This is a genomic window from Microcoleus sp. MON2_D5, from assembly GCF_036701905.1.
Classification (GTDB): Bacteria; Cyanobacteriota; Cyanobacteriia; order Cyanobacteriales; family Microcoleaceae; genus Microcoleus.
On sequence record NZ_JAUBRM010000040.1, the window covers coordinates 11673 to 36720 of the forward strand.

Sequence of the window (25048 nt, forward strand, 5' to 3'; positions counted from 1 at the left end):
TAAGGGCGCACCTTACTCCCTATGAATAATTTCCTTCTTTCATCTTCCCTCGAACCTCTTCCCCACCTCCGTTAAATCTGTTAAATCCTTTGCCCTCTTTCCCACCTCCGCTACATCCGGTAGATTGCTCGTGGCCGAACTTCCTCCATCACAAAGTTGCCAAAGGAATAGAACACTGAGTCCGGTTAAAATTGCACTCTTCGGACTCAGAAGGCACAGCCAGAACCTCCAACTTTCCGCTCATCAAACTTAAAAGAGTCTGATTCATCAATAACCTCATTCCAGAAGACACCTGAGAATTATCGCTGCTCTTGGTAACATCACACTCCAAATCGTGCTTCAGCAAATCCCACGACTCGCTCCAAGCACTCACTGAACGCTGATCGTCCACCCAAATGTGAACGTATCCAGATTCCGGCGAAGTATGGGCAGAAACAGAAATACTCCCCTCCTCCATCTGAGCAACAGCAGTATCTACCAAATTGACTAAAACTTGCCTAAACCTCGGCAAATCTGCCAATACATAAATCCCCGGGTCGGGCGGCAAGATCTCCAAACGAATGCCGCGATTAGCAGCTTGCAAGTAAGTTAAATCATCAACCTCGTCAAAAACCTTAGCTAACTGAATCGGCTCAATCTCCATCCTTTCAGTGCCGTGTTCAGTTTTAGCAACAGAGATAATTTCATCTATCAATTTCACCAGCTTGAGTGCCGCGACGTGAGCTTGCTCGACAAACTCTCGTTCCTCAGCAGGATCGTCGCACAAATCCGAGAGAATTAATTGCAGCGTACCAATCATAGTGCTAAGGGGCGATCGCAACTCGTGAGAAGTTCGAGCCAAAAAACCCGCCTTAAATTGGCTCATCTCCGATGCCATCTGATAAGCCAATTGAGTTTGCTTAAGTTGGTCGGAAAGGGCATCAAACTTCTCTAAGTGAATTTCTTGAGGAGGTGGGGCTACATTGGGCGCAGGTTCGGGCTGTTGCGAGCTTTTTTGCCGCAGGCGCCAAATCAAACTGCTTCCCAAACCCAGCCCCAGTCCCATACCTAAATATATAAAGTCGCTCCAGCCGATCGGCGCCATATTGCTTTGCCTTGGAGTTTAGCTTTTAGCATTCTAACTCGATCGTGCCTTGTCGCAAGATTTCCCAATCGCTGCCACTCCATTTAGCCACAGTGGAAGGCAAACTCGAAGCTGTTGTCGCTGTTAATTCAGAAGGAACTAATGTCAAGACTTCGGGAAACTGAGCCTCAATTTCTGTCACAGACTCCAGAGGCGGCTGACCGGATAAATTAGCACTGGTAGTAGCCAAAGGGCCTGTCTGCTCTAAAATCTTTAGGGCCAGGGGAAGGTTAGGCACTCGTACTCCGATTGTAGTTGGGTCGATGGGATTCATCGCCGCCGGGACTTTTGGCGAAGCCGGCAGCACCAAAGTTAACGCCCCCGGCCAATAGGATTCGGCTACTTGCTGCCACAATTTTAACTCTGCTGGACTTCCCTGCACGTAGGGCCACAAGGCCTGGGCCGATGCAGCCATCAAAATCAGCGGTTTGTCTTGACTGCGACGTTTAGCTGCAAAAATCAACTCCGAGCGATCGGGCCGCGCAGCCAAAGCGGGTACAGTATCTGTAGGAAAACTGACGATATGATTGCCAGAAATTGCCCCTTGAACTAGGGCATCGATCAAAACTTGTGTCATGCCATTTTAGATTTAAGATTTGAGAATTTTGGCATATTCTTGAAACCTAAAGACGGTAGGCTAAGGCAAACCGATCGATTCCTGCTAAATCAGAAAATATCTGAACTTCACCGTAACTCCCGTGACTTTGCAGCATATCAGCTACCGCCTCAGCTTGTCCCGCCATCATCTCCACCAACCAAACTCCCCCGGATTCTAAATAATCGGGAGCCGTTTCTACCAAATGCCGGATGCACTCTAACCCGTCAAAACCGCCGTCTAAGGCCAGATGAGGTTCGTGTCGGACAACCTCCGGTTCCAGACTCAGCACCGTGCTGCTGGGAATGTAAGGCGGGTTAGACACCATGCCGCTGACTTGACCTTTGAGAAATGCTAGCGGTTCCCACCAAAAACCTTGATAAAAATTAATTCGCGATGCAAAACCCAAATTCTCAGCATTCAGTCGGGCAACTGCCAAAGCTTCCGAACTGCAATCCACTGCATAAACCGTAGCATTTGTCAACGCAGAAGCCAAGCCGATCGCGATCGCCCCGCTGCCCGTCCCCAAATCCACCCAATGCGATTTGGCAAATTCTCCCCCCCGGAGCTCGGATAAGTTTAAATCTTCTCCCCCCCTTACTAAGGGGGGGTTGGGGGGGGTAGATTTTTGATTGATATTTTCTGCTTCTAAACGGCTTTTAACAGCTTCTACAGCCAAATCGATCAGCAATTCCGTTTCAGGACGCGGAATTAGCACCGCAGGCGTTACTTTGAGCGAAAAATGCCGCCAATGTGCAACTCCCGTTAAATACTGCACCGGCACCCGTTCTTGCAAGCGCCGCTGCCACAATTGAGCAAGTTCAGATAAAGACAACTTTAATTCTATTTTTGGCAAATCTTTAAACGACTCCAAACGCAGAGCCAACCTATCCAAACCAGCCAGCTCTTGCAACAGCCAGTCGATTTCTGCTAGGGGAATGTCATAGGCGATCGCCTCGGTTTTAGCTTGATTCATCCACTGCCAAACCTCTAAACCAGAAACTAACATAAGACTTTGTAATAATTGCTAATTGCTAATTGCTAATTGTTAATTGCTAATTGTTAATTCGTAAATAGTAGGTTGAGTCGAGAAACCCAACCTACTAATTAATGACTGATAACAGATGACTAATGACTGATGACTGCTGGCTAACTATTAGCGAGTCGGTCGAGCTGGAGCCGGAGAGGCAGGAGCCGGCCGAGCTGGAGCCGGAGAGGCAGGAGCCGGCCGAGCTGGAGCCGGAGCAACCTGTGGATTTTGGCCCGCACCAGCAGGTTGGAGCGATCGCACAAATTCCAGCGACTCCCGCGACGGAATCAAAATCATTTGGGTCAAAAACGGGTCGTTCTCAGTACGCAAAGCTTCCAAAACGCTCTCCAAGTTCACCACCTCAATCTTAATTGTGGCTGTCACGTTGGGCTGCTGCTGCTTAAAACGATCGACCATTCCCTGTAAATCCTCCTTGTTAAAAAACAAGGGAATCACCTCTTGCTGACCCCGCTGAATCGTCAAATAACCATTTTCCGCACCGCCTCTGGCCAAAAACAGAGGTACACCGTTGAACTCGTTAACTTGTTGACCAGTCTGCTGAAGTACAGTTTTAGCCGACTGCACCTGCTGCGGAGCCGGAACGAAAGCAAATTGCACTTCCTCCGGCTTGCCTTTATTTGCTTGAGTGATCTGATAAATTTCGCCCAGGGATACTGGCATCACGCGCACCGAGGCAGCCAACTGAGGATTTCTGGTTTTCAGTTGATCGACAAAAGCTTGAGCATCTTTCTGGCTGATGAAAATTCCCGCCACGGAAGCATTACCAGTTTGACCCTGACCCTGCTTGGGAACAGAAGCGATCAGGGGCGCACCCTGAGCGTCTGTAATCGTAAATACTGGCACCGATCGCAATTTTTCCAAAATTTGCGGCTCCGGCAGTGCCAGTGCAGACATCTTGCCAAGGGGGGAGGGGCCCAGCAGAGTGCTGCCGACAATTCCCAATATTGCGCCCAAACGAACTAATGATTTCATGTTTTTTCCATCAGGAGCGATCCTGAAACACATTAACGCAAAGACTGGCGACTTAACACGATCGGCAAAAACTGCCTCAATTTGTTTTCATTTTGACGAAATGTAAACATCTGAGACAGTTATGCTTCAATCTATTATTTAACATTGTGCGATCGGGATGACAGGATTTGAACCTGCGACATCCTGCTCCCAAAGCAGGCGCGCTACCAAACTGCGCTACATCCCGGTGGTATAGTTAGCTAACCTCTAACCATTAACACACAAAACCGCTTGCTTGTCAAGCTTTATTAAATATTTAGCTCTTGATGCAGCTAAGGCGAAGTTTTTTTCAGGTTGTGCTGTTTGACCCCACCCAAAAACCGATACCAGCCCCTGACTGCTATCGTGAGCTGCTCACAATTTTAGACCCTAGTTCAATCTCCCAGATTCATCTGTGGAATAAATCTCAAATCTCAAATAGTTCCTTCGACTGAGGCCAACTCGACTGACGGGGACTTGGCCCTTCGACTGAGCGCCGATGGTCTGAGCGCTCGCCGAAGTCTCACGCCGCAGTCTCAAATCTCAAATTGACTGACAATACTTGCACAACTTCATAACGGCGCTGGTGCCGAGATACATCAAAGCCTAACTGACCACAGCGCACAGGTGCATTCGGTGTTGGCAGCGTCAATATTGTATTGTATATCCTCAACAAATCAACGCCGACCTGCACCTGTGAGCTAATCAGGATACCAAAACATACCTTTAATCCCCTCTGGATCGGACATAAAGCCCAAATTGCGGTAAAAATCCACCACCTGAGGGTCAGCAAATAAGGTAATGTTGCTGATATCTTCACTGCGGAGTTTTTTAATGATGTATTTCATCAGCGCCTTGCCCATGCCTTTGCCCTGGTAGTCGGGATGAACTACCACATCCCAAAGCGTGGCATTAAAAGCATGGTCTGAAGTCGCTCTGGCGAAACCCACCAGCCGTCGCTGGCTGCCCCGCATCTCCCACATAGAGACGACTAGGAAGCTGTGCTGAATAGCTTTTTTGACTTTACGCAGGGGACGGCGGGACCAACCCACTGCATTACAAAGTTCTTCGAGTTCGTAGAGGTCAATGTCCCGATCGCAACTGAAAAAGATGCGAGCGTTGCCGCTGGCGGGTTTGCGAAACGTTGGGGAAAGCGGATCGCCTAACCCAACAGCCACATCTTCCTCAATTTCCGGTGTTTGGGGTACAGAGGCAGACTCAGAACTACTAAATAAGTTTTTCCAAAAACCCATGCAGGCGCGGTTAAGGTAGTAGAAGTTGGACGACGAGAAAGAGAACCCGACAGATAAACCCACTCCGATCGGCGTGGGATGAATTGCCGGTAGCCTCTTGAGGAACAGTTTACGGTACACTCATCTTACGCCGAAAACAGGGATTTGTCGTCCAACATTGAGTCTGCGCTTTTTTGATTCTTGATTCTCGTCAAGTTTCGTAGAACTGTTCTGCTAGCCAGTGCGCGGACAACCCGCTTTTAAGGTAAAATTTGTTGCCGAACCAGGAGAGAGGCATTTTGGGAAGTGCTTCTTTTGAGTGCCGCCGATCGCGCCGGAACTTATACCCTTGGTGGGAAATACCACTGGAATGGCGCAACGGTGACATTCTTGTGATCGGTTCCCCGACCGATTTGACTTTTGCTTTTAGTGAGAAGACGGGGACAATTTAAGTCGAATCGTCAAATCGAAAATCCCATTGCCATAAGGCATGGGAGAGTCAATACCTAGTATATCTCCCGCACCTTCTCCTCAATTATGGCTTCGGGTTTAAAACCATCTACACTAGAACTTCTCAAGCGCTTTAACCGAGCGTTTCCGCAGTTTTATGAGCAATTTGTCAGCAGCGAAATCCAGTTGCAAAACCTCAAATTAGCTTACCAGCTTTACAAAACTCGGCAAGCAGTCATCGAAATCCGAGCCGAAGGTAACAAAAGTGCCCTGCATTTTGCTTACCGGAACCAGTCTTTTCTATTGAGCGATATTTTTGGAGTGCTCGCCGCCTACGGACTGACAATTCACAGTCTGAGTCTGTACGGTCAAATTTACCCGCCCATGCTGGTATTTATCAAATTGGTCGTATCTCGCGGTGGCAAGGTACTGGCAGATAAAACAGCAGAAAACGTCTGTAGAGCCGTTCGAGAGGCATTGGCGGGACATTTTGAGGTTGAAGAGATGTTGGCGGTGGAATTTAATTTAGACGCGGGTTTGGAAGATGTGGCAACTGAATTCTACGTCGATCCGGTTTTCCACTTGCCAGCTTTGCTGATTGAAGCAGATAATCAACCTGGACTTTTTTACAAAGTTATGTATGCCATCTGGCAAGAGGATTTGTTGGTCGTAAATGCTAATTTGCTGGTTTGGCGGGGGCGAACTCGCCTAATTCTCTACTTGTTGGGGCCCAATGAAAGTTTAATTCCCGAGTATCTGGGTCAGAAAATCGCTGAGGGGGTGAGACAAAGATTGCTAGGCGAGCGATTTTAGGGCAAGCTGCCGATGCTCCCTAAATAACTAGATTTCTCTAAGTAGACATTAGTTTGCAGAAGTTGTCCAGTGAGATATAGCAAGTCTATTTGAGTCATGAATGTAGAACCACGTGAAACGCTGGCGATCATTGAATCGATTGTTTACAAATCAAATGGTTTTGCTATAGGATAAAAAGCTCGGCAAAATTGTTCGTACAAACGAGTGTAGATAGCGGTTTTCATAAACATGAGACACGCCGAAACGATGTTGTCAAGTTTTTTAAGTTTGATGGCGTACTTTAACTTGAAGCCCAAACAGCGCGTGGTGAGTCGTAAAGGCCGATGTTATAACCGTATAAATGGAGTAAATAAGCTCGCGCAACTACACGCAAAAGTCGCAAATAGCCGCAAAAATGCGCTCCCTAAAATTACGTATTACTAGCCCCAAATCCGGGTCAAGTAACAATATACAAGTAAGTGCTAATTTTTTGAAAAATTTTTGAAATTTCACAATTTTGGTGCGGCTTTAATAGTTGAATATGGGAGTTGCGAATTTAATTGGTAACTAGCCTACAAAAATATTTTCTTGTCTAAATAGACACTGATATCCCTATAGTTTACGACTTTCAAATCAGCTAAATTTGGGAAAATTATTGCCGCAAAATGCTCTTAAAAAATCGCGCTGATGTATGTCCCCCTTGCGATCGTACAGCAGACAGAAATTTGAATACTGCAAAAAACATAGAACGCTGGTTTGAAGGAATATTTATTCCAGGGCGATCGGATAAAAGGGCAAGCTAGGCCAAGATTGCCAGTGAATTGGACAAAAATCTTGTAGCGTCAACTTAAGACCGCGCGTTGCAGCAGGAAGTAAGCGGTAAATCGATAAAGTTGAGTCTTTTTGACTTACTTATAGAACCCATTTGAGATCTAAGAGGCTAGCCTCTTAATCATCAGCCTAATAAAACAAAGATTCATCTTGGCAGTTGCATTATCTAAAGTTCTCTCGAAATTTTTGATGAGGATTTTACACCTTTCCATCCAAGAATTTGATCGTTCAATTACCCACCTTGCTTTAACTGGAACAAATCCCGATTTTCCTTGAGCTTCTTTTTGTTGTTTTGAGGGTTTTTCCGAAAGTTCAAACTTAATTTTGCTCAAAATCTGTGGGTAAACCTTTTTTAATTCATTTGTCAAATATTCGGGGTGATATCCGTGGTCTAACAAGATAGTGATTTTGGGGACATTCACGGGTTTAGACTTGAAATAATCGATATTTTTGCTTAACATTTCAATTAAACCCGCATCATCTGATAAATTAGCTTTCGTGCAGTGAGTAAAAAAGGGAAACCCAAGCGTATCAACCGCTAGATGCCTTTTGATACCATTGGTTGATTTGTAAAAACAATACCCTTTCGATTCAATACTGGCATTACAGGTATTTTTCACTGCCTGTGAATCGATCATCATTAATGTAGTCCACTTCGGTTTTTTTTTTACTTGCACTCGTACTTGAGAATGTAAGACTTTCATCAATTCTTCAAGCACTTGGAGTTTCCGCCACTGCTTATAATGCCAATATACCGTTGAGTAGGGAGGTAAATCTTTTGGTAAGTCGGCCCAATTACAACCATTTTTAAGTTGATAGAAGATACCATTTAAAATTTCTCGCTCGTGTCCAGTTAGGTGGGCGAGTTCTCTTTTTTTGGGGCAGTATTTGATTGAGTAAGGGTGACAAAATTTCCCATTCGGCATCGGTGAGATTAGTAGAGTAAGGCATCGTCCGAGATTGTGTTTTGAGGGTAATTTTACATGAATTCAGTAAGCAGAGACAACCAACAACCCTTCCCGGTTTTGGTTGTCTCTGCATCACTCTCTTTCCTTGGGGCAATTGGATGTCGAGCGCCCGTGGCGCGAGCCGAGCGCCCGTGGCGTGAGTTGATCGCCCGTGGCGTGAGTTGATCGCCCGTGGCGTGAGTCGATCGCCCGTGGCGCGAGTCGATCACTCGTGGCTGAGCTGATCGCAGTCTACGGGCGATCGTCAAAAGATCTCAAATGGATTCTATAGCGCTTCTTGGGTAGATGAGGTAAACAATTCCACTGAAAAAGCTTGAGAACACAGGGTTTCGGCGTACTCTCTCTTTCTGAGAAAGGCTATACATAGGTTTACATAGGTCTTATGGAGCGGGTAGGATAAAAGTATGGCAACAATCGACATCCTAGGGGTTCGGCACACTTACGAGTTGACGGCTCCGACTGCAACTTCCCCGGTTCTGGTATTTGTCCACGGCTGGCTGTTAAGCCGCCACTACTGGCAACCTTTGACCGATCGCTTGGCATCAAACTATCAGTGCCTTACCTATGATTTGCGGGGGTTTGGCGATTCTCAATCGGACTCCGGCGACGATCGCCCATGTTCCGAACCGCTAAATTCCTGCTACACTCCCGCAGCTTACGCTCGCGATTTGGAACTTTTACTCGAAAAACTCGATATATCTTCTGCTTGGTTGGTGGGACACTCTCTGGGCGGTACGATCGCCCTATGGGGAGCCAGCAAATTGTCCGATCGCGTTAAAGGCGTGGTCTGCATCAATGCAGGGGGCGGCATCTATCTTAAGGAAGAATTCGAGCGGTTTCGAGCGGTCGGCAAGCAGCTAGTGACAATGCGTCCCGGCTGGCTGCCTCACTTGCCGTTAGCAGATTACCTGTTTTCCCGCGATTCTGTAGCCCGCCCGATCGGCAGATCCTGGGGACGGCAGCGCTTGAGAGATTTCGTGGGAGCTCATCCAGAGGCAGCTTTGGGGGCTTTGTTGGACTCCACCACAGAACCGGAGATTCACCTGTTGCCACAAATTGTCTCCCAACTCAAGCAGCCTGTTTATTTTATTGCCGGTACTAAAGACAAAATTATGGAACCAAAATACGTGCTGCATTTGGCTAGCTTTCACTGGATGTTCCAAGGTTGCGGCGAGAATGTCCTTCAGCTTCCCGATTGTGGCCATTTGGCAATGGTGGAACAGCCTGATGCAGTGGCTAGTTATCTGCAAAATATTCTCAAAGAACACATTTAAAGGGAATTGGGCAAAACAAAGCCGAGGAATCGGGCATTGGGCCGAGATCCGGTTCGGGGAAACAAAGCTAGCAAATAGAAAGTTATAGCAGAAGGAAGAAGGAAGAAGGCTTTAGTTGTTATCTAGGAGAGAAGGAAGAAATTGACCGCATGGGGAAAGTGCAATTAAGAACGTCCTAACCGTCCGGGCGGTTGCTATACAAGTTAAAAGTTAAAACATTCTTCCCTGTTCCCTGTTCCTTCTTACCTCTTGCTTCTCCTCTGTTCCTTCTGGCTTCGCCTAAATCTGTTATCTTAAATAGATAAGTCTGCCCGCTCGCCCTCTTCGGACAGACGTTTCGATTCAATAGTGGCTTTCAACTCTAAATTCTAATTCTGCTTAAATATCTGTGCGCGTTAACCTCACCGATCGGCAACAACACATCCTTTGGGCAACGGTTCGCCACTACATAGCTACAGCGGAACCCGTTGGCTCAAAAGCTTTGGCTGACGAATTCAACCTCAGCGTCAGCCCAGCTACAATTCGCAATGCGATGGGGACTCTTGAAAAAGCTGGACTGCTTTATCAGCCCCACACTTCGGCAGGACGAGTCCCCTCTGACTCGGGCTACCGAATTTATGTAGACCAGTTGATCCAGCCGTCTGATACGCTGGCCCGCAAGGTGGAACAGGTACTAGACCAGCTCAATTGGTCGGACGGCCGCATGGACGCGGCACTCCGCGGCGCGGCTCAAATCCTGGCAACTATCAGCGGTTACATAGCCATGATCACCATACCGCAAACCAATATGGCTTGCTTGCGCCACTTGCAACTGGTGCAGCTAGAGCCGGGAAAGGTGATGCTGATCGTGGTGACGGATGCTTACGAAACTCAGTCGGTTTTGGTGCAGTTGCCGAGGGACGCAGAAGGTAACACGCCTGATGTGGAAATCGTCGATCGCCAATTGCAGATTTTGTCGAATTTTTTGAACAGCAAGTTGCGGGGACGATCGCTCTCGGAACTCTCGACTGTAGACTGGAGCGAGTTAGACCGGGACTTTGAACTGTACGCTGAGTGGATGGGAACCATGCTGACTGCTTTGAGCAGCCGCCAAAGCAATCCAACCTACACGCGGATTCTGATCGGCGGTTTAGCAGAAGCGCTGCGCTTGCCTGAGTTTTCGCAGTTGCAGCAAGTTCAAACCCTGGTGCAACTGCTCGAACAAGAGCAAGAACTGCTTTGGCCTTTGATTTTTGAATCGCCTGAGTTGGACATCCCCGGGAAGCGGGTAACGGTGCGTATTGGTTCGGAAAATTCTTTAGAACCAATTCGTGGCTGTACTCTGATTTCTTCGACTTACCGCCGGGGCTCAGTGCCGGTGGGTAGTGTTGGGGTTTTGGGGCCGACGCGGATGGTTTATGAAAATGCGATCGCGGTTGTGGAAGCTGCAGCCGATTATTTGTCAGAAGCTATTGGCGGAAATCGAGTGAGTTTTCCTGATGGCGATCGAGGGCGATCGGATCATCCCTTGTTAGATGCACCCTAATGTGAGAGCCCCAAGCTTAACTGGCTTGGGGTTTTATTGTCTGTGGACGTACTCGCAACCTTTATCAACCGGGTTTTGTGACAAAAAACCTAGGCTTTTATCATCCCACATTCCGCACCCAGGGGTGTTACACAGTATAATTACGCAGAAAACTATATCTTAGAAGTAATAAATTATGCTTTTAAATAGTTATTTATCCGTTAATATACGGTATAACAGTAGAATTTATAGTTTTATTGCTGGATCAAAATAAGTAAAAACCGATAGTGACAGTTGAGGGTGCGAAATGTGGGTTTTATACTATGTTTTGGGGTAAGAAACTAAAGCTTCGCGCTTGACCAGAGAGTTTCCTAAACAACCCGGTTTCTGCGTCCATGAGCGGCTCGGAAAGTGGCAGGAGTTACCGGGGAGCGACTTTCCAGCGCTTGGGAGAAAAAGATTGCGATGGCGAGCGATCGCGCATTTACAGAAAGTGGTCGCGGAGTGTTAGTCGAATGGCAGGTTTAGCAGCCCAACCGATGAGTTGTGTTGCAAACTCGGTGGGCGATCGCCCGCTCTAGGGATAGCTGCTGCGACAAATAAATTGAGGGGGCCCGAAGCCCGCGATCGTCGCTTCCCAAAGCAGCAGAAGGTCAAAATATTAAGACATTTTAGAGAGTTCGTCAAAAAGAACTAAAAAAGATTAGTGTTGATATGAAAGCAATATTTCTTTTGGGAATAGCCGGGGTTAGACAATTGCAAATAACTTGCAGTAAATTTGGCTTGATTGCCACTTCATAAAAAATTTAACCGCTGAGTTAAGATCGAAACGAAATTTAGGGAATTTTCTTTTAGCATTCAATGAAATCGACCGATAAAACTAAAAATACCTTTGCGATAACAACGCCTCTGTATTATGTAAACGATTTACCTCACGTTGGCAGTGCTTACACGACTATGGCTGCGGATGCCCTAGCCCGATTTGAGCGGCTGCGGGGCAAATCTGTTTTGCTGGTTACGGGGACGGACGAACACGGGCAGAAAATTCAGCGGACAGCCGAGAGTTTGGGACGATCGCCCCAAGCTCACTGCGATTCAGTGGTTCCGGCGTTTGAGGCGCTGTGGGAGCAACTCGACATCCAGTACGATCGCTTCATCCGCACAACTTCGCGGCGCCACGAGTACATTGTCAAAGAATTTTTCCAGCGCGTCTGGAACTCCGGCGACATCTACTTGAACCAGCAGCAAGGCTGGTACTGCGTCTCCTGTGAAGAATTCAAGGATGAACGGGAATTGTTGCCCGGAAATCGGTGCTCCGTCCACACCAGCAAGGAAGTTGAGTGGCGCGACGAGGAAAATTACTTTTTCCGTCTGTCGCGGTATCAAGACCAACTGCTGGCATTGTACGCAGAACGTCCCGACTTCATCGCGCCGGAAAGCCGACGCAACGAAGTGCTCAGTTTCGTCAACTCTGGACTGCAAGACTTTTCGATTTCTAGAGTGAATCTCGAATGGGGTCTGCCAATGCCAGTTGACCCCAGTCACAGCATCTACGTCTGGTTTGACGCTTTGCTGGGATACGTCACCGCCTTGCTAGATCCGGACAGCGACCCGATGTTGGAGAATGCTTTATCTAAATGGTGGCCGGTTGACTTGCACTTGATCGGCAAAGATATTCTTCGCTTCCACGCAGTTTACTGGCCGGCAATGCTGATGTCAGCGAATCTGCAGGTGCCGGGCCGCGTCTTCGCACACGGGTTTTTGACCAAAGACGGCAAAAAAATGGGGAAAACGGAGGGTAATACTTTAAACCCTGTCGAATTGGTCAACAAATACGGCGCTGATGCAGTGCGTTACTATTTTCTCAAAGAAATTGAGTTCGGAGAGGACGGCGATTTTAACGAAACTCGGTTTATCAATATATTGAATGCTGAGCTAGCAAATGATTTGGGAAATTTGCTTAACCGTACCCTAAACATGGCTCGAAAATATTGCGGTGGTTGCGTACCGAATGTGTTGGGAGAAAACATTGACGGCGACAACCTTCTCAAGGCTATGAGCCTGGATTTGGGGGCTCAAGTAACGGGTTTTTACGAAGAGTTGGCTTTTAGCAAGGCTTCCGAAGCCGTGCTTGCATTAGTGCGAGCCGGTAACAAGTTTATTGACGTGCAAGCACCTTGGAGTTTGTACAAGCAGGGACAGATCGAAAGTGTGGCACAAGTGCTATATTCTGTTCTGGAATCTGTTAGACTAGCATCTTACCTTTTATCGCCGATTATTCCAAATATCAGCAACGCTATCTATCAGCAGCTAGGTTTTTCAATTGACTTTAACGATCGAGTTACAGTTAACAGTTTAGCGAATTTTGCAGCTCATGCTGCCTGGGGCGCTTTGCCGGCAAACCAAACTCTGGGGGAACCCCAACCTGTTTTTAAGCGGCTCGAACTGCTGTAAACAGTACCTTCATAGTTGGCAGCCAGCGCTCTGGGTGTGATGACAGACTACGAATTAGCACTTATTTCCTTACCAATCTTTCATAAAAATTGAGGCATAACAATCATGTTGAATAGAATAGAAAGCAACGATCTTTTTACGCCGGAACAGGTTCTAGAAAATCGCGGTCGAGTAGCAATTTTTATTGACGGTTCTAACCTTTTTTACGCGGCTTTGCAGTTAGGAATTGAGATTGATTACACTAAGCTGCTGTGCCGTTTAACTGCGGGTTCGCGGCTGCTGCGCTCTTTTTTCTACACGGGTGTCGATCGCACTAACGAGAAACAGCAGGGGTTTTTGCTGTGGATGCGCCGCAACGGCTACCGGGTGATTTCTAAGGATTTGGTACAGTTGCCTGACGGTTCTAAGAAGGCGAATTTAGATGTAGAAATCGCTGTGGATATGATGGCTTTAGTGGGGTCTTACGATACGGCGGTACTGGTGAGCGGTGACGGCGATTTGGCTTATGCTGTAGACGCTGTCAGCTATCGCGGCGTGCGGGTTGAGGTGGTGAGTTTGCGATCGATGACGAGCGACAGTTTGATTAATGTAGCCGATCGCTATATCGATTTGGAAATGATTAAGGACGACATCCAAAAAACATCGCGCCCTAATTATGCTTACCGCCCTTTGTCGGGTCTGAGCTTGATGGAGGAACACGACGACAGATAGGGAATTGGTAATGGGTAATTGGTAAGGGTTAATAGGTGATGGTTGATGGGTTGAATCATTAAGAATTAGAAGTTAAAAATTTAGACAAAGCATGACACATTTTTAATTTTTGATTAAGTGTTTTTCCATACCCAATTATCAATTACCAATTCCTAATTCCCCATTCCCAATTACCGATTACCAATTCCCCCTTCCCAATGATTAATCTCAAATCCCTAATTCCCAATTTCAAATCCCCAAAATTGATGCTGCTATTTTTATCAGCACTGATTTTGGGGATTGGTGCTTGTGCGGTTCCGCAAGAGACTCAAAAGAACAAATTAGCGGAGGATCTCAAAACTGCTCAACAGTCAAACAGCACTTTAACTTTAAACAAAGTAACTCTAGAACAAGCAAACGAAAAGGGCGAGACGTTCTGGAAAGTAAACTCGCAAAATGCCGTTTATAGCAAAGATAAAAAGATAGTTAACGTTCAGAAACCCGTGGGCAAATTGTTTCAGGACGGCAAAGAAATTTACGACATTCAGGGAGAAACGGGGCAGGTATTTCAGGAAGGAAATCAAGTTTTTCTCAAAGGTAACATAGTCGCTAAAGACCTAAAAAATGGAGTGGTATTGCGCGGAAATGAGTTGGAGTGGCGACCAAAGGAGGATGTTTTAGTTGTCCGCAACAATTTGACGGGAGAGAACAAACAGGTGACGGCTTCAGCGAAGGAAGCGCGGGTTTTCAGTAGGGCTAAGAGAATGGAGTTATTCGGATCTGTGGTGGCGAATGTTAAAGATCCGGCTTTGCAATTGCGAACCGAGCACTTAGTGTGGTTTGTGGATCAACAAAAGGTAAACAGCGACAAACCGACTCAAATTGACAGATACAAAGATAAAACAGTAACAGATAGCGGTTTTGCTGACCAAGTAGATGTAGACTTAAAAACCAAGATTGCGACGCTGACGCAAAACGCTCAGTTGATGCCATCAGACCCGCCGCTGCAAATAGAAAGCAGTTTGATGAGTTGGAATTTTCCGGCGCAATCTGTCATATCGCCCGGGCCTGTGAAGGTTTTTCACCGCGTGGAAAAGGTGACGATGACTGGGGATACGGGGCGGGGAGATTTAGAGAAAAAAATCTTTTATTTGACTGGAAATGTAGTGGGAATTGGGGAAAAACGTCAAGCTCAATTAAATACCGATCGCGTAACGTGGTATTTAACTAACCAGACTTTCGACGCCGAAGGAAATGTTGTTTACAAGCAACTAAATCCGGTGTTTAATTTGACTGGGCCGAGGGCGGCGGGAGAGTTGAAAAATCAAACTGTGATTGTCAAAGGCGACGGCGGTGGCGGCCAAGTGGTTACGGAATTTGTACCCGACGAGTACAAGGGAACTTTGGGACAGCAATAATTGCGATCGCAGATGCGGGCAGATGAACACCCATAAACGCAAATCTCATTAAGATTAGATTGAGTAAGCAGGGGTTGGGATGACAACAAATTTACAAACAATTTTAGAAAGGCTTGATGAACCTATAGCCATCCTAAATCATTTGTGAATTTCTTACTCCCTCCCCTTGATAAGGGGAGGGTTGGGGTGGGGTCAAAAATTTACGACTCCTGCAAGGATTGCTATATCTTAATTGACTGATTAAGTTGGAGAGAGTTTAAGGCTGTTGAACTGCATCTCTCGCCTCCGGGGGTGCGACTATCGTTTTTAGATGGGGTGTTGGAGATTAGACGTATCCCTGGAAGAAAAAACGAAACTGCCAAACAGCGGATTTCAACGCTATCTCGATCAGCCCGCTGCGTTTCCGGCGATCGCCCGTGCAGCCAAATCTTCTTAAGCTTCGCATCTGATTTAACCTGAACTAATGGCAAAGTTGAGTTTAGGGTTGATTTAGGCACTATGCACTCAACAGTATTAGGACTTACCAGATCCCCCCAATGCCTTGACCAAGGGGCTTTCAAGTGGCTCCCGGGAGCGGTTCCCCCTTTGTGAAGCTGTTTCTCCCGGGAGTGGTTCCCGCCTTTTTAAGGGTGGCTCTGGGGGTCAGGATGGCTCTGGGTTTCAGACCGTATAGTGCCTAAGTCCTGAATATAATTGTATGCTTAAATAACTTCATATTGAGGTCTTGGCCTACAAGTAAATGGAGGTGTACTTAATATAGAGGGAATCAAGAATTTCCCTAGAGATCGCTTTAAATGACCAAGGGTAAGGGATTGTTGTTATTGATACAATCCAAATACTAAAATGACTCCGCCATGACACTAATCGCAAGTGAGCATGAAGCTGCACAAAGCTCTCAAAAAATCCCGCTGCGCCTCGTCTTAGTCGTACCATTCGTCCTGCAAATCTTTGCCGCTGTCGGACTGACAGGTTGGCTCTCGCTACGCAACGGCAAAACGGCCGTCAACAATGTTACTAGCCAATTACGAACGGAGGTACTCGCCCGCATCAATCAACAACTAAACACTTACTTGGAAACGCCTTATTTAGTCAATGGCATCAGCGCTGATGCCATTCGCCGCTTTGGGTTGTGGAATCCAAACAATATGGGTGCGATGAGAAGTTACCTCTTCTGGCAGCTCAAGCAATTTCCCACCGTTAGTTACATTAGTTTTGGAGGGGAAAGAAAAGAATATGCGGGTGCTGGATATAAGGATGATGGCACTGTTGTTATTGAAATAACCGATCGCTCTACTAATTTTCTTAATACGATAGTCAGCGTAGATAAAGAGGGCAACCCGACTCAGTTTAAGGAAACCCACCCCGAGTACGATCCCCGCATTCGACCCTGGTATAAAGCCGCAAAAGTTGCAGGTAAACCCCAATGGAATAAAATTTATCAATATTATATTCAACCTAGCCTAGGAATCTCGGCTAGCCAACCTGTTTACGACAAAAAGGGGACTTTTATAGGAGTGGTAAGTACCGATTTGTTCCTCTCACAAATCGGCGAGTTTCTCCAAAGTTTAAAAATTGGTAGATCGGGAAAGACTTTCATCATAGAACGATCGGGCTTGCTAGTGGCTTCTTCCACCGCCGAGAAGCCATTTTTTAACAGCAAAGATGGCAAAAAAACACAAAGATTAAAAGCGATAAAAAGCGGCGTCCCTTTGATAAAAGGTACAGCGCAGCATTTAATAGAACGCTTTGGTAACTTCACCGAAATTAGCAGCAACCAGCAACTAGACTTCATCCTAAATGGTCAGCGGGAATTCGTGCAAGTATCCCCCTTCCAAGATGGTCGAGGTCTTGATTGGCTGATTGTTGTAGTTGTTCCAGAAGCCGACTTTATGGAGCAAATCAATGCCAATACCCGCAGCACTATCCTACTCTGCGTTTTAGCGTTAGTGCTGGCGACGTTGTTAGGAATCCTCGCCTCCCGCTGGATTACCCATCCTATTTTTCGTTTGAGTAAAGCGAGTAGAGCGATCGCTAGCGGTCAATTAGACCAAAAAGTAGAGGTAAATGGTATAGACGAACTGGCAATTCTCGCTCAATCTTTTAACCAAATGGCACAGCAATTGCGCGAGTCTTTTGCTGCTTTAGAAAAGACCAACTCAGAGCTAGAAAATCGAGTAGAAGAACGGACAAGTGAGCTAAAAGAGGCAAAAATTGCCGCTGATACTGCTAACCACGCCAAGAGCGAATTTCTCGCGAACATGAGCCATGAACTCCGCACCCCCCTGAACGGAATTCTAGGATACGCTCAAATTATGGAACGCGATAAAACTACCACTCCTAAACAAAAAGATGCTATCCAAATTATTCACCAATGTGGTTCGCACTTACTCACCCTGATTAACGATGTTTTAGATATTTCTAAAATAGAAGCCAGTAAAATGGAACTTTACAGTTCAGCTTTTAATTTTCCTTTTTTTCTGATGGGCGTTGTGGAAATGTGCCGCATCCGAGCCGAACAAAAAGAAATTACATTTAATTATCAAGTATTAAATCAACTTCCTAACGCTGTCAATGCTGATGAAAAACGACTGCGCCAAGTTTTGATTAACCTTTTGGGCAATGCTATTAAATTTACAGAAAAAGGAGGTGTTATTTTTAAGGTAGGCGTAATAGGTAACGGGGAAGACTCTGACCAATCATCACTTACTAAAGTTCGTTTCCATATCCAAGATACTGGGGTTGGGATGGCCCCCGAACAGTTAGAAAAAATATTTTTACCGTTTGAACAAGTTGGAAATAGCCAACAGAAGGCAGAAGGCACTGGGTTAGGACTAGCCATCGCACAGAAAATTGTTGAAATGATGGGAGGCGAAATAAAAGTGGAGAGTATACTCGGTCAAGGCAGCATATTTTCTCTAGATTTAGAGTTGACTAAATCATCTGAATATATTGAGCCAAATTCGAGCAATACTTCAATGAATTTAACTGGATTTAAAGGCCATAAAAACAAAATTCTGCTAGTAGACGATCGATTAGAAAATCGCTCTCTTCTTAGAAAGATTTTAGAACCCCTAGGTTTTCAAATCATGGAAGCTTGTAATGGAACAGAGGGTTTAGCTAAAGCTGCTGAGTTTAACCCCGCTCTGATTATTACAGACTTAGTGATGCCAGTAATGGATGGATTTGAAATGTCGCGACGCTTGCGACAATCATCAGAGTTTAAAGATGTAATCTTGATAGCATCCAGCGCCAGCGTGTTTAACTTCGATCGCCAAAATAGCCACGAAGCAGGTTGTAACGAGTTCCTGTCAAAGCCTATCGAAGTAGACGAATTGCTGGAAGTATTAAAGAATTACTTGCAAATCGAATGGATTTACGACCAACCTGCTGATTTAGGGAACGAACAGCGGGAAGGTTTAACTAATGTGTTAAATGTTCACAGTGGTGAGCTTGTGATACCACCATCAACTGAGCTGGTAGCGCTGTTTAATGCGGCTCGGATCGGCGATATTGAAGTTGTTGAGCAGGAAGCCGATAGACTCAAGCAGATAGACGGCAACTATCTACCCTTTGCTAATAAAATCTTGCTATTTTCCAAAAATTTTGAAGAAAAAAAACTACTAGCTTTTGTAAAAAGACATTTAGAGGAGTAAAATGTTTAACAACAAAGAAAATGTAATTTTAATTGTTGACGATAACCCGAATAACCTAAAAATTCTGTTCGATTTTTTGAAGGAGTCAGGCTTCAAGGTTCTAGTGGCTAAGGATGGGGAAAGTGCTATTGAGAAGCTACAAGAAGTTTCGCCAAATATCATATTGTTAGATGTGATGATGCCGGGTATAGATGGGTTTGAAACCTGCTACCGCTTAAAAGCATCGGTGGCAACGAAAGATATCCCTGTGATTTTTATGACTGCTCTTACCGATCGCGTGGATAAGGTTAAAGGTCTGTCAATGGGGGCAGTAGATTATATCACCAAACCCTTTCAGCAAGAAGAAGTCCTAGCCCGCGTGCAACTACACCTGAGACTGCGAAATTTGACCAAGACGCTGGAAGAGCAAAATGTGCTTCTGAAAGAAGAAATTGAAGCGCGAAGAGAGGCGGAAGCGGCCTTGCAGAAACTCACTTCTGAGTTAGAGGAACGGGTGGCTTCTCAAACGGCTGAACTTAGACAAGCCTACAACGAGCTTCAACAGGCTCAAGTTCAGTTGTTGGAAAGAGAAAAAAAATTAGGACATGATGCGTTTCACGACGCCCTAACGGAGTTGCCTAACCGCGCTTGGTTTATGAATCGGCTGCAACAGGCGATCGACTTGTCGTACAGACGTGAAGATTATTTATATGCGGTGCTATTTATTGACCTAGATCGCTTTAAAGTAGTGAATGATAGCCTCGGGCATTTGGTTGGGGATGAATTACTAAAAAGCGTTGCTCGTAAACTGCAAGCTTGTTTGCGCCACACAGATGCAGTTGCCCGGTTTGGAGGAGATGAATTTGTGCTGTTGCTGGAAGATATTAAAGATATTGAGGAACCAAACAGGGTGGCTGAACGCATCCAACATCAATTAAGGCAGCCGTTTAATTTGGATGATTATGAAGTATTTACCGAGATCAGCATTGGCATTATCTTTAGCACAATGGGTTACGATCGCCCAGAAGACGTGCTCAGAGATGCGGATATCGCAATGTATCATGCTAAAGCTCAAGGCAGAGGGCGTTACGAAGTTTTCGCTCCAGCGATGCAAACTGTTGCGATGGCGCGCTTGCAGTTGGAAAACGACCTGAGAAGGGCGATCGCGCTACAAGAATTTTGCGTTCACTACCAGCCAATTGTCTCCCTTTCTACGGGGCAACTGAGTGGCTTTGAAGCTTTGGTGCGCTGGCATCACGCGTCTGGCATTATCTACCCGCCTGCCGAGTTTATCCCTGTGGCGGAAGAAACTGGTTTGATCAATGAACTAGGGTGGTGGGTTTTGCAGGAAGCTTGTCACCAGATCGGTATTTGGCAGCAACAGTTTCCCCACACACCTCCCTTGGCGATTAATGTCAATCTTTCCGGCGTGCAGCTCAAGCAAGTAAACCTACTCAATCGAATTGAGGACATTTTGCAGCAGACTGGCATTCCCAGTTACTGTCTAAAACTAGAGATTACTGAAAGTTGCATTTTAGAAACAGTATCCAGGGAAGAAAAGATGTTGAAGCAGCTAAAAGCTCTAGGCATTCAGTTGTGTATCGATGACTTTGGCATCGGTTACTCTTCTTTAAGCCGCTTACACGAGTTTCCCATTGATACCTTAAAGATTGACCGCTCTTTTGTCAGCCGCATTGGGGCAGATAACAGTGGCGTAGAAATTATCCAGACGATTGTGACGCTGGCTCGCAGCCGAGGTATGGATATCGTGGCAGAAGGCATAGAAACGCCAACACAGCTACAGAAACTGCGAGAGTTGGGGTGTGAGTTGGGGCAAGGATATTTATTTTCTAAGCCTGTAGACAGCGAAAAGGCGACCGAACTATTAGGCATAAAAGTAGGGGTAGTAAGCTGACCTGCCATTTAGTTGGGCCGCAATAAATTTTATGAATCTCTTGTGGGAACGGCCCAAAAGCCTACTCTCATCATGCGAACTCAATTCTGCTGAGAATTAAGAGTTAGTTTGGGTATGATTTTTGATATTTTATGAATTAATAAAATTTACCTCATGCCCGAAGGTTAATGTTTAGGAATTCCTAACGGGTTTATGCTCAGTAACACATAATTTCCGATATTTTGATTCACTATTGTCTCTGACGATCGACTTGGAGTCGCACTTTTGCAGGGTACGCTGCCCGTTGGGGGGTGCGGAATCTGGGATTGTGCGGATTTGGTATCAAAAGCTATCTAACGCCACACTCGCCTTAAATTCAACACAAATCCTGGCAATACATCTTCCCCGGATAACTCGGCAGGATTGATTAATATTTCTACTTCTGCTTGCTGTCGATAAATCTCTACCTGCGGGTTTTGTGGGTCAATCAACCAGCCCAATCTTGCGCCGTTGTCGATATATTCCCGCATCTTAGTTTGAAGGGTGGAGAGACTATCGGATGCCGATCGCAATTCTACTACAAAGTCGGGACACAGGGGAACAAAGCCTTTTCGCTGTTTTGGTGTCAAGGCTTCCCACCGAGTTCGACTCACCCAGGAAGCGTCGGGAGAAAGACGAGCACCGTTGGGGAGGATGAATCCGGTAGAAGAGTCAAAGCCTTCTCCTAAATCTTCGTGTGTTTCACACCAGCGATCGAGTTGTCCGCTGATACTAAGGTTTCTCTGGCCTGATTCTCCTCCTGTGGGTGGATTCACTATTAATTCTCCTTGTGCGGTTCTCTCTAATCTCAAGTCGGGATTTGCCAATGCTAGGGCCTCGAATTGCTCGCTACTGACAAGAAGCGCGAGCGAATTTGGCAATTCTATAGATATGGTTTCTGGTTGAGTAATTGTTTGTACCATATTTAATTACAGGCTTTTTCAGGTAGAAACTGGCAACAAGAAAAGAGTTAAAGTTTGATACTTCTTACATATTCCACCAATACTAATAAAGAAATCTCGGGCTGGGTGGGGGCGGGTTTACGAGATTATCGGTTTTAGGCAATTATTGTTGGTGAAACCCGCCCCTACTTTCTACAACTGTCCGAAACCTTTTTTAGGCTTATCTTTTTTCTTTTTCTTCTTCTGCTGGGCACCCATATAGCCACGGGAACCGGGCTGCATTCCGGGGCCGCCCATTCCGGGCATTCCGGGCATTCCGGGCATTCCTCCCATGCCGGCGAAGTTGCCTTGACTCATTTGCTGCATCATGGTACGCATTTTCTGGAAATCGCTGACCAGCTTAGTTACGTCGTTTTCAGCGTAGCCTGCGCCTTTGCCGATGCGGCGGCGGCGGGATGGAGAACTTGCTAAAAGTTCGGGATTGCGGCGTTCTTCAACTGTCATCGAATTAATCATGGCTTCGGTGCGTTTTAGCTGCACTTCTCCCTGCCGCATTTGTTCATCTGAGAGTTTGTTCATCCCGGGAATCATTTTCAGGATGCCGCCGAGGGAACCCATATTTTTTAACAGTCTGGTTTGCTTGAGAAAGTCGGTAAAGTCAAACTTTGCCGTGAGCATTTTCTCTTGCATTTTCTCGGCATCGGCGATGTCGAATTCTTCTTGCGCTTTTTCTACTAGCGTCAAGACATCGCCCATGCCGAGTATTCTCGATGCCATGCGATCCGGATAAAATGGTTGCAAGGCTTCCACTTTTTCGCCGACGCCGACAAATTTAATCGGCGCGCCGGATATTTGCCGCACTGATAAAGCTGCACCGCCGCGGCTGTCGCCGTCTAATTTGGTTAAGATTGCGCCAGTAATGCCGATTTGTTCGTGAAAGGTGCGGGTTAAATTTGCTGCTTCTTGGCCGGTCATGGCATCAACAACTAACAGCGTTTCGTGAGGTTGTACTGTTTGTTTGATGCGGCTCAATTCTGCCATCATGTCTTGGTCGATTTGCAGGCGGCCTGCTGTATCGACGATGATGGTATCAATGCCGATTTGTTTGCCGTGTTCGATGCCTTGGCGGGCAATTTCTACGGGGTCAATATCTTTGCCTAATTCAAATACTGGTACGTCGATTTGTTTGCCGAGGGTCAGCAATTGGTCGATCGCGGCTGGTCGATAAATGTCGGTTGCGACTAGCAGTGCGGTACGATTTTGTTTGCGGAGGTGCAGCGCTAGTTTGGCGGTAGCTGTGGTTTTCCCGGTTCCTTGCAAACCAGCCATCAGGACAACTGTGGGCCCGGAGTCTGCAGTGGCTAGGGGTACGTTGGTTTCCCCCATGACGCGCACGAGTTCGTCGTGGACGATTTTAATGAATTGTTGGTCTGGACGGACGCCTGAAACGACTTCTGCGCCTTGTGCTTTTGCCGCTACCTCTCCGATGAAGTTTTTGACGACTTGGAGGTTGACATCGGCTTCCAGGAGGGCGCGGCGGACTTCTTTGAGCGCGTCTTGGATGTTGGACTCGGAGATTTTATTTTGTCCGCGCAGTTTTTTCCAGGTGGATTCGAGTCGATCGGCAAGGGCTTCAAACATAGGGCATTGTTGGCTAGTCAGTCTTTTTAATTTTAAGGCTAAATGCGGATGTTTGGATTAATGTTTTGCTAATTTTTGAATAATCCTTTCAGGGCGGGCTAGAAGCCCACCCCACAAGAAAATTCATATATTGTGGAACAGGCCTCTTGCCTGTTCTTAAAACTGCTGCCACAAAATTCATCTATTGTGAAACAGGCATCTTGCCTGTTCTTAAAACTTCTGCCCTAAAATTCATCTATTGTGGAACAGGCATCTTGCCTGTTCTTAAAACAGCTATAAGATGTGACTTTTTATGTATTCTGCGATCGCTAGTTGGACTGTGAAGAGGGTGCGATCGCCCTTTTGGACTTTTTCGATTAATAACCTCCGTCTCAAGGATTCGACGGCTTTGAGGAATAATGATGAGCCTAAAAAATCTATAAAGGGATAAATGTTTTAATATCTATTCTGCAAAGTACGGTTGCGTATAGATAGATTGCCCGCTATCTGTAGGGACGCGGCACTGCCGTGTCCCTACCCAGAACTCTATAGCCCGTCTAATTCCCTACAAATAACTAAGCTAAAAACTGGAATTGAGAACCGTTAACTGCCAATGCAAACGGACTCGCTTGTTCAAATGCACCGAGAAGTTCAAAGTTGTTGGTGTTTAAAACTATCCCCACAATCTGTCCGGTAATTATGTTTTCAATCACCATGTCGTTGATAATTCCGTCATTATCGTAAGCAATCAAATTGTCGTCTTCAAAGAAAAGGTCTAGTTCTGTTAAACCGTCCGTCAAACCGATGCGATCGGCCTCGTCAAAGTTAAAATCGGTAATGACATCTGCTCCATTTATACCAAATGCTTCATCGTTGCTTCTGAGCACAAATATGTCACCACCGCGGCCTCCCGTGAGCACGTCAACTCCCCGATCGCCTGCTAAGAAATCGTTGCCCTCATTGCCCTCTAAATCGTCGTCTCCTTGTCCTCCCCGCAGGATATCGCTGCCGAAGCCTCCAAAAATAATGTCGTTGCCGGCATCGCCCCTAACTACGTCGTTGCCTTCATTTCCGTCCACTCGATCGGCATCTTTGCCACCGTAAATGATGTCGTTCCCGCCGCCCCCGCCGATCACATCATTGCCATTATTACCTAACAGCCGTTCGTTGGAATCCGACGAACCTCCTATAGTATCGTTGCCGTCGAGTCCCCAAACTCCCCAGGGAAAAGACGACAAACTTCCGTCATCTAAGTCAATCTCATCGGGTGTAGCGAATGCCAAAACACGTGGCCCGCCCCCAGCAAATACAGGAAATCCATTCACATCGCCAATGAGATTGTTAACCTTTAAAGCCATAACTATGTCCTTTCAAAAATCCTGTTAGCTGTATTATATATGTTAATTCTTGCCTTGCCAAATAGCAAGTAATATTGGAATTTTGCTCGCCAATTTGCTAAGTTCGTGACAAGCAACCAGCTTGCCAATTATTAATTACCAATTACCAATTACCAATTACCAATTACCAGGGCTGTGCTTCATTCAACCCAAACCTGCTATATATATCGCCTCTGAGTCAAATAGCATTAG

General features: G+C 46.2%; 21 protein-coding genes and 1 tRNA gene. 10 read left to right on the plus strand and 12 right to left on the minus strand.

The annotated features are described in order from the left end of the window. Window positions 1-148: 148 nt before the first annotated feature. The 7 genes from QUA47_RS16290 to QUA47_RS16320 form a co-directional block, all read right to left on the minus strand. Window positions 149-1084 carry a sensor histidine kinase gene (locus QUA47_RS16290; protein ID WP_190656316.1) on the minus strand — a complete coding sequence of 312 codons (936 nt, stop codon included), beginning with the start codon at window positions 1082-1084 and terminating at the stop codon, window positions 149-151. 25 nt (window positions 1085-1109) lie between these two features. After that, window positions 1110-1700 (minus strand): L-threonylcarbamoyladenylate synthase, encoded by a 591-nt coding sequence (locus QUA47_RS16295; RefSeq protein WP_190656319.1) that lies wholly within the window; start codon window positions 1698-1700, stop codon window positions 1110-1112. A gap of 46 nt (window positions 1701-1746) precedes the next feature. Beyond that, window positions 1747-2727 carry a HemK/PrmC family methyltransferase gene (locus tag QUA47_RS16300; protein WP_333431514.1) on the minus strand — a complete coding sequence of 327 codons (981 nt, stop codon included), beginning with the start codon at window positions 2725-2727 and terminating at the stop codon, window positions 1747-1749. A gap of 147 nt (window positions 2728-2874) precedes the next feature. Continuing rightward, complete coding sequence (locus QUA47_RS16305) at window positions 2875-3741, minus strand: Tic22 family protein (protein WP_333431515.1); 867 nt, start codon at window positions 3739-3741, stop codon at window positions 2875-2877. A 152-nt stretch (window positions 3742-3893) separates the two neighbouring features. After that, window positions 3894-3967 (minus strand) — tRNA-Pro (locus QUA47_RS16310). A gap of 493 nt (window positions 3968-4460) precedes the next feature. Further along, on the minus strand, window positions 4461-5012 hold the full coding sequence (locus QUA47_RS16315) for a GNAT family N-acetyltransferase (protein WP_190656386.1): 552 nt from the start codon (window positions 5010-5012) through the stop codon (window positions 4461-4463). A gap of 190 nt (window positions 5013-5202) precedes the next feature. Further along, the gene (locus QUA47_RS16320) at window positions 5203-5379 is read right to left on the minus strand and encodes a hypothetical protein (RefSeq protein WP_190693418.1); all 177 of its coding nucleotides are present in this window, start codon (window positions 5377-5379) and stop codon (window positions 5203-5205) included. A 149-nt stretch (window positions 5380-5528) separates the two neighbouring features. Here QUA47_RS16320 and QUA47_RS16325 point away from each other — a divergent pair, with 149 nt between their 5' ends. Further along, a complete protein-coding gene (locus QUA47_RS16325) occupies window positions 5529-6254 on the plus strand; it encodes a hypothetical protein (protein ID WP_006631881.1) in 726 nt (241 codons plus the stop codon). A gap of 911 nt (window positions 6255-7165) precedes the next feature. Here QUA47_RS16325 and QUA47_RS16330 read toward each other — a convergent pair. Next, a complete protein-coding gene (locus QUA47_RS16330; protein WP_333431516.1) occupies window positions 7166-7990 on the minus strand; it encodes an IS5 family transposase in 825 nt (274 codons plus the stop codon). A 446-nt stretch (window positions 7991-8436) separates the two neighbouring features. On the opposite strand from QUA47_RS16330, the gene QUA47_RS16335 reads away from it, so the two are divergent. Next, window positions 8437-9306, plus strand: a complete 870-nt coding sequence (locus tag QUA47_RS16335) for an alpha/beta hydrolase (protein WP_333431517.1) — start codon at window positions 8437-8439, stop codon at window positions 9304-9306. Window positions 9307-9481: 175 nt separating this feature from the next. On the opposite strand, the gene QUA47_RS16340 is transcribed toward QUA47_RS16335, so the two are convergent. Then, window positions 9482-9652: a hypothetical protein gene (locus QUA47_RS16340; protein WP_333431518.1), complete on the minus strand. Its 171-nt coding sequence runs from the start codon at window positions 9650-9652 to the stop codon at window positions 9482-9484. Between the two features lie 36 nt (window positions 9653-9688). On the opposite strand from QUA47_RS16340, the gene hrcA reads away from it, so the two are divergent. The 8 genes from hrcA (at window position 9689) to QUA47_RS16380 (ending at window position 20919) form a co-directional block, all read left to right on the plus strand. After that, window positions 9689-10831: a heat-inducible transcriptional repressor HrcA gene (gene hrcA, locus QUA47_RS16345; RefSeq protein ID WP_242729137.1), complete on the plus strand. Its 1143-nt coding sequence runs from the start codon at window positions 9689-9691 to the stop codon at window positions 10829-10831. Window positions 10832-11205: 374 nt separating this feature from the next. Continuing rightward, entirely contained in the window at window positions 11206-11391 is a 186-nt protein-coding gene (locus tag QUA47_RS16350; RefSeq protein ID WP_333431519.1) for a hypothetical protein, read from the plus strand. A 280-nt stretch (window positions 11392-11671) separates the two neighbouring features. Then, window positions 11672-13264, plus strand: a complete 1593-nt coding sequence (gene metG / locus QUA47_RS16355) for a methionine--tRNA ligase (protein ID WP_333431520.1) — start codon at window positions 11672-11674, stop codon at window positions 13262-13264. Window positions 13265-13369: 105 nt separating this feature from the next. Further along, window positions 13370-13975 carry a LabA-like NYN domain-containing protein gene (locus QUA47_RS16360; RefSeq protein WP_006631885.1) on the plus strand — a complete coding sequence of 202 codons (606 nt, stop codon included), beginning with the start codon at window positions 13370-13372 and terminating at the stop codon, window positions 13973-13975. A gap of 197 nt (window positions 13976-14172) precedes the next feature. Next, a complete protein-coding gene (gene lptC / locus QUA47_RS16365; protein ID WP_333431521.1) occupies window positions 14173-15372 on the plus strand; it encodes an LPS export ABC transporter periplasmic protein LptC in 1200 nt (399 codons plus the stop codon). A gap of 310 nt (window positions 15373-15682) precedes the next feature. Next, window positions 15683-15808: a hypothetical protein gene (locus QUA47_RS16370; RefSeq protein WP_333431522.1), complete on the plus strand. Its 126-nt coding sequence runs from the start codon at window positions 15683-15685 to the stop codon at window positions 15806-15808. A 418-nt stretch (window positions 15809-16226) separates the two neighbouring features. Continuing rightward, the gene (locus QUA47_RS16375; protein WP_333431523.1) at window positions 16227-19025 is read left to right on the plus strand and encodes an ATP-binding protein; all 2799 of its coding nucleotides are present in this window, start codon (window positions 16227-16229) and stop codon (window positions 19023-19025) included. Window position 19026: 1 nt separating this feature from the next. After that, window positions 19027-20919 (plus strand): EAL domain-containing protein, encoded by a 1893-nt coding sequence (locus tag QUA47_RS16380; RefSeq protein ID WP_333431524.1) that lies wholly within the window; start codon window positions 19027-19029, stop codon window positions 20917-20919. 332 nt (window positions 20920-21251) lie between these two features. On the opposite strand, the gene QUA47_RS16385 is transcribed toward QUA47_RS16380, so the two are convergent. From QUA47_RS16385 to QUA47_RS16395, 3 genes are all read right to left on the minus strand, one after another. Further along, complete coding sequence (locus tag QUA47_RS16385; protein WP_333431525.1) at window positions 21252-21860, minus strand: Uma2 family endonuclease; 609 nt, start codon at window positions 21858-21860, stop codon at window positions 21252-21254. 171 nt (window positions 21861-22031) lie between these two features. Continuing rightward, a complete protein-coding gene (ffh, locus tag QUA47_RS16390) occupies window positions 22032-23480 on the minus strand; it encodes a signal recognition particle protein (protein ID WP_333431526.1) in 1449 nt (482 codons plus the stop codon). Window positions 23481-24034: 554 nt separating this feature from the next. Continuing rightward, on the minus strand, window positions 24035-24817 hold the full coding sequence (locus QUA47_RS16395; RefSeq protein ID WP_333431527.1) for a calcium-binding protein: 783 nt from the start codon (window positions 24815-24817) through the stop codon (window positions 24035-24037). Window positions 24818-25048 lie beyond the last annotated feature (231 nt).

Excerpts from the sequence above, each read along its gene's own strand:
- QUA47_RS16290 (WP_190656316.1), bottom strand. The coding sequence starts at position 1,084 with ATGGCGCCGATCGGCTGGAGCGACTTTATATATTTAGGTATGGGACTG.
- QUA47_RS16295 (WP_190656319.1), bottom strand. The coding sequence starts at position 1,700 with ATGACACAAGTTTTGATCGATGCCCTAGTTCAAGGGGCAATTTCTGGC.
- QUA47_RS16300 (WP_333431514.1), bottom strand. The coding sequence starts at position 2,727 with ATGTTAGTTTCTGGTTTAGAGGTTTGGCAGTGGATGAATCAAGCTAAA.
- QUA47_RS16305 (WP_333431515.1), bottom strand. The coding sequence starts at position 3,741 with ATGAAATCATTAGTTCGTTTGGGCGCAATATTGGGAATTGTCGGCAGC.
- QUA47_RS16315 (WP_190656386.1), bottom strand. The coding sequence starts at position 5,012 with ATGGGTTTTTGGAAAAACTTATTTAGTAGTTCTGAGTCTGCCTCTGTA.
- QUA47_RS16320 (WP_190693418.1), bottom strand. The coding sequence starts at position 5,379 with ATGTCACCGTTGCGCCATTCCAGTGGTATTTCCCACCAAGGGTATAAG.
- QUA47_RS16325 (WP_006631881.1), top strand. The coding sequence starts at position 5,529 with ATGGCTTCGGGTTTAAAACCATCTACACTAGAACTTCTCAAGCGCTTT.
- QUA47_RS16330 (WP_333431516.1), bottom strand. The coding sequence starts at position 7,990 with ATGCCGAATGGGAAATTTTGTCACCCTTACTCAATCAAATACTGCCCC.
- QUA47_RS16335 (WP_333431517.1), top strand. The coding sequence starts at position 8,437 with ATGGCAACAATCGACATCCTAGGGGTTCGGCACACTTACGAGTTGACG.
- QUA47_RS16350 (WP_333431519.1), top strand. The coding sequence starts at position 11,206 with ATGAGCGGCTCGGAAAGTGGCAGGAGTTACCGGGGAGCGACTTTCCAG.
- metG (WP_333431520.1), top strand. The coding sequence starts at position 11,672 with ATGAAATCGACCGATAAAACTAAAAATACCTTTGCGATAACAACGCCT.
- QUA47_RS16360 (WP_006631885.1), top strand. The coding sequence starts at position 13,370 with ATGTTGAATAGAATAGAAAGCAACGATCTTTTTACGCCGGAACAGGTT.
- lptC (WP_333431521.1), top strand. The coding sequence starts at position 14,173 with ATGATTAATCTCAAATCCCTAATTCCCAATTTCAAATCCCCAAAATTG.
- QUA47_RS16370 (WP_333431522.1), top strand. The coding sequence starts at position 15,683 with ATGGGGTGTTGGAGATTAGACGTATCCCTGGAAGAAAAAACGAAACTG.
- QUA47_RS16375 (WP_333431523.1), top strand. The coding sequence starts at position 16,227 with ATGACACTAATCGCAAGTGAGCATGAAGCTGCACAAAGCTCTCAAAAA.
- QUA47_RS16380 (WP_333431524.1), top strand. The coding sequence starts at position 19,027 with ATGTTTAACAACAAAGAAAATGTAATTTTAATTGTTGACGATAACCCG.
- QUA47_RS16385 (WP_333431525.1), bottom strand. The coding sequence starts at position 21,860 with ATGGTACAAACAATTACTCAACCAGAAACCATATCTATAGAATTGCCA.
- ffh (WP_333431526.1), bottom strand. The coding sequence starts at position 23,480 with ATGTTTGAAGCCCTTGCCGATCGACTCGAATCCACCTGGAAAAAACTG.
- QUA47_RS16395 (WP_333431527.1), bottom strand. The coding sequence starts at position 24,817 with ATGGCTTTAAAGGTTAACAATCTCATTGGCGATGTGAATGGATTTCCT.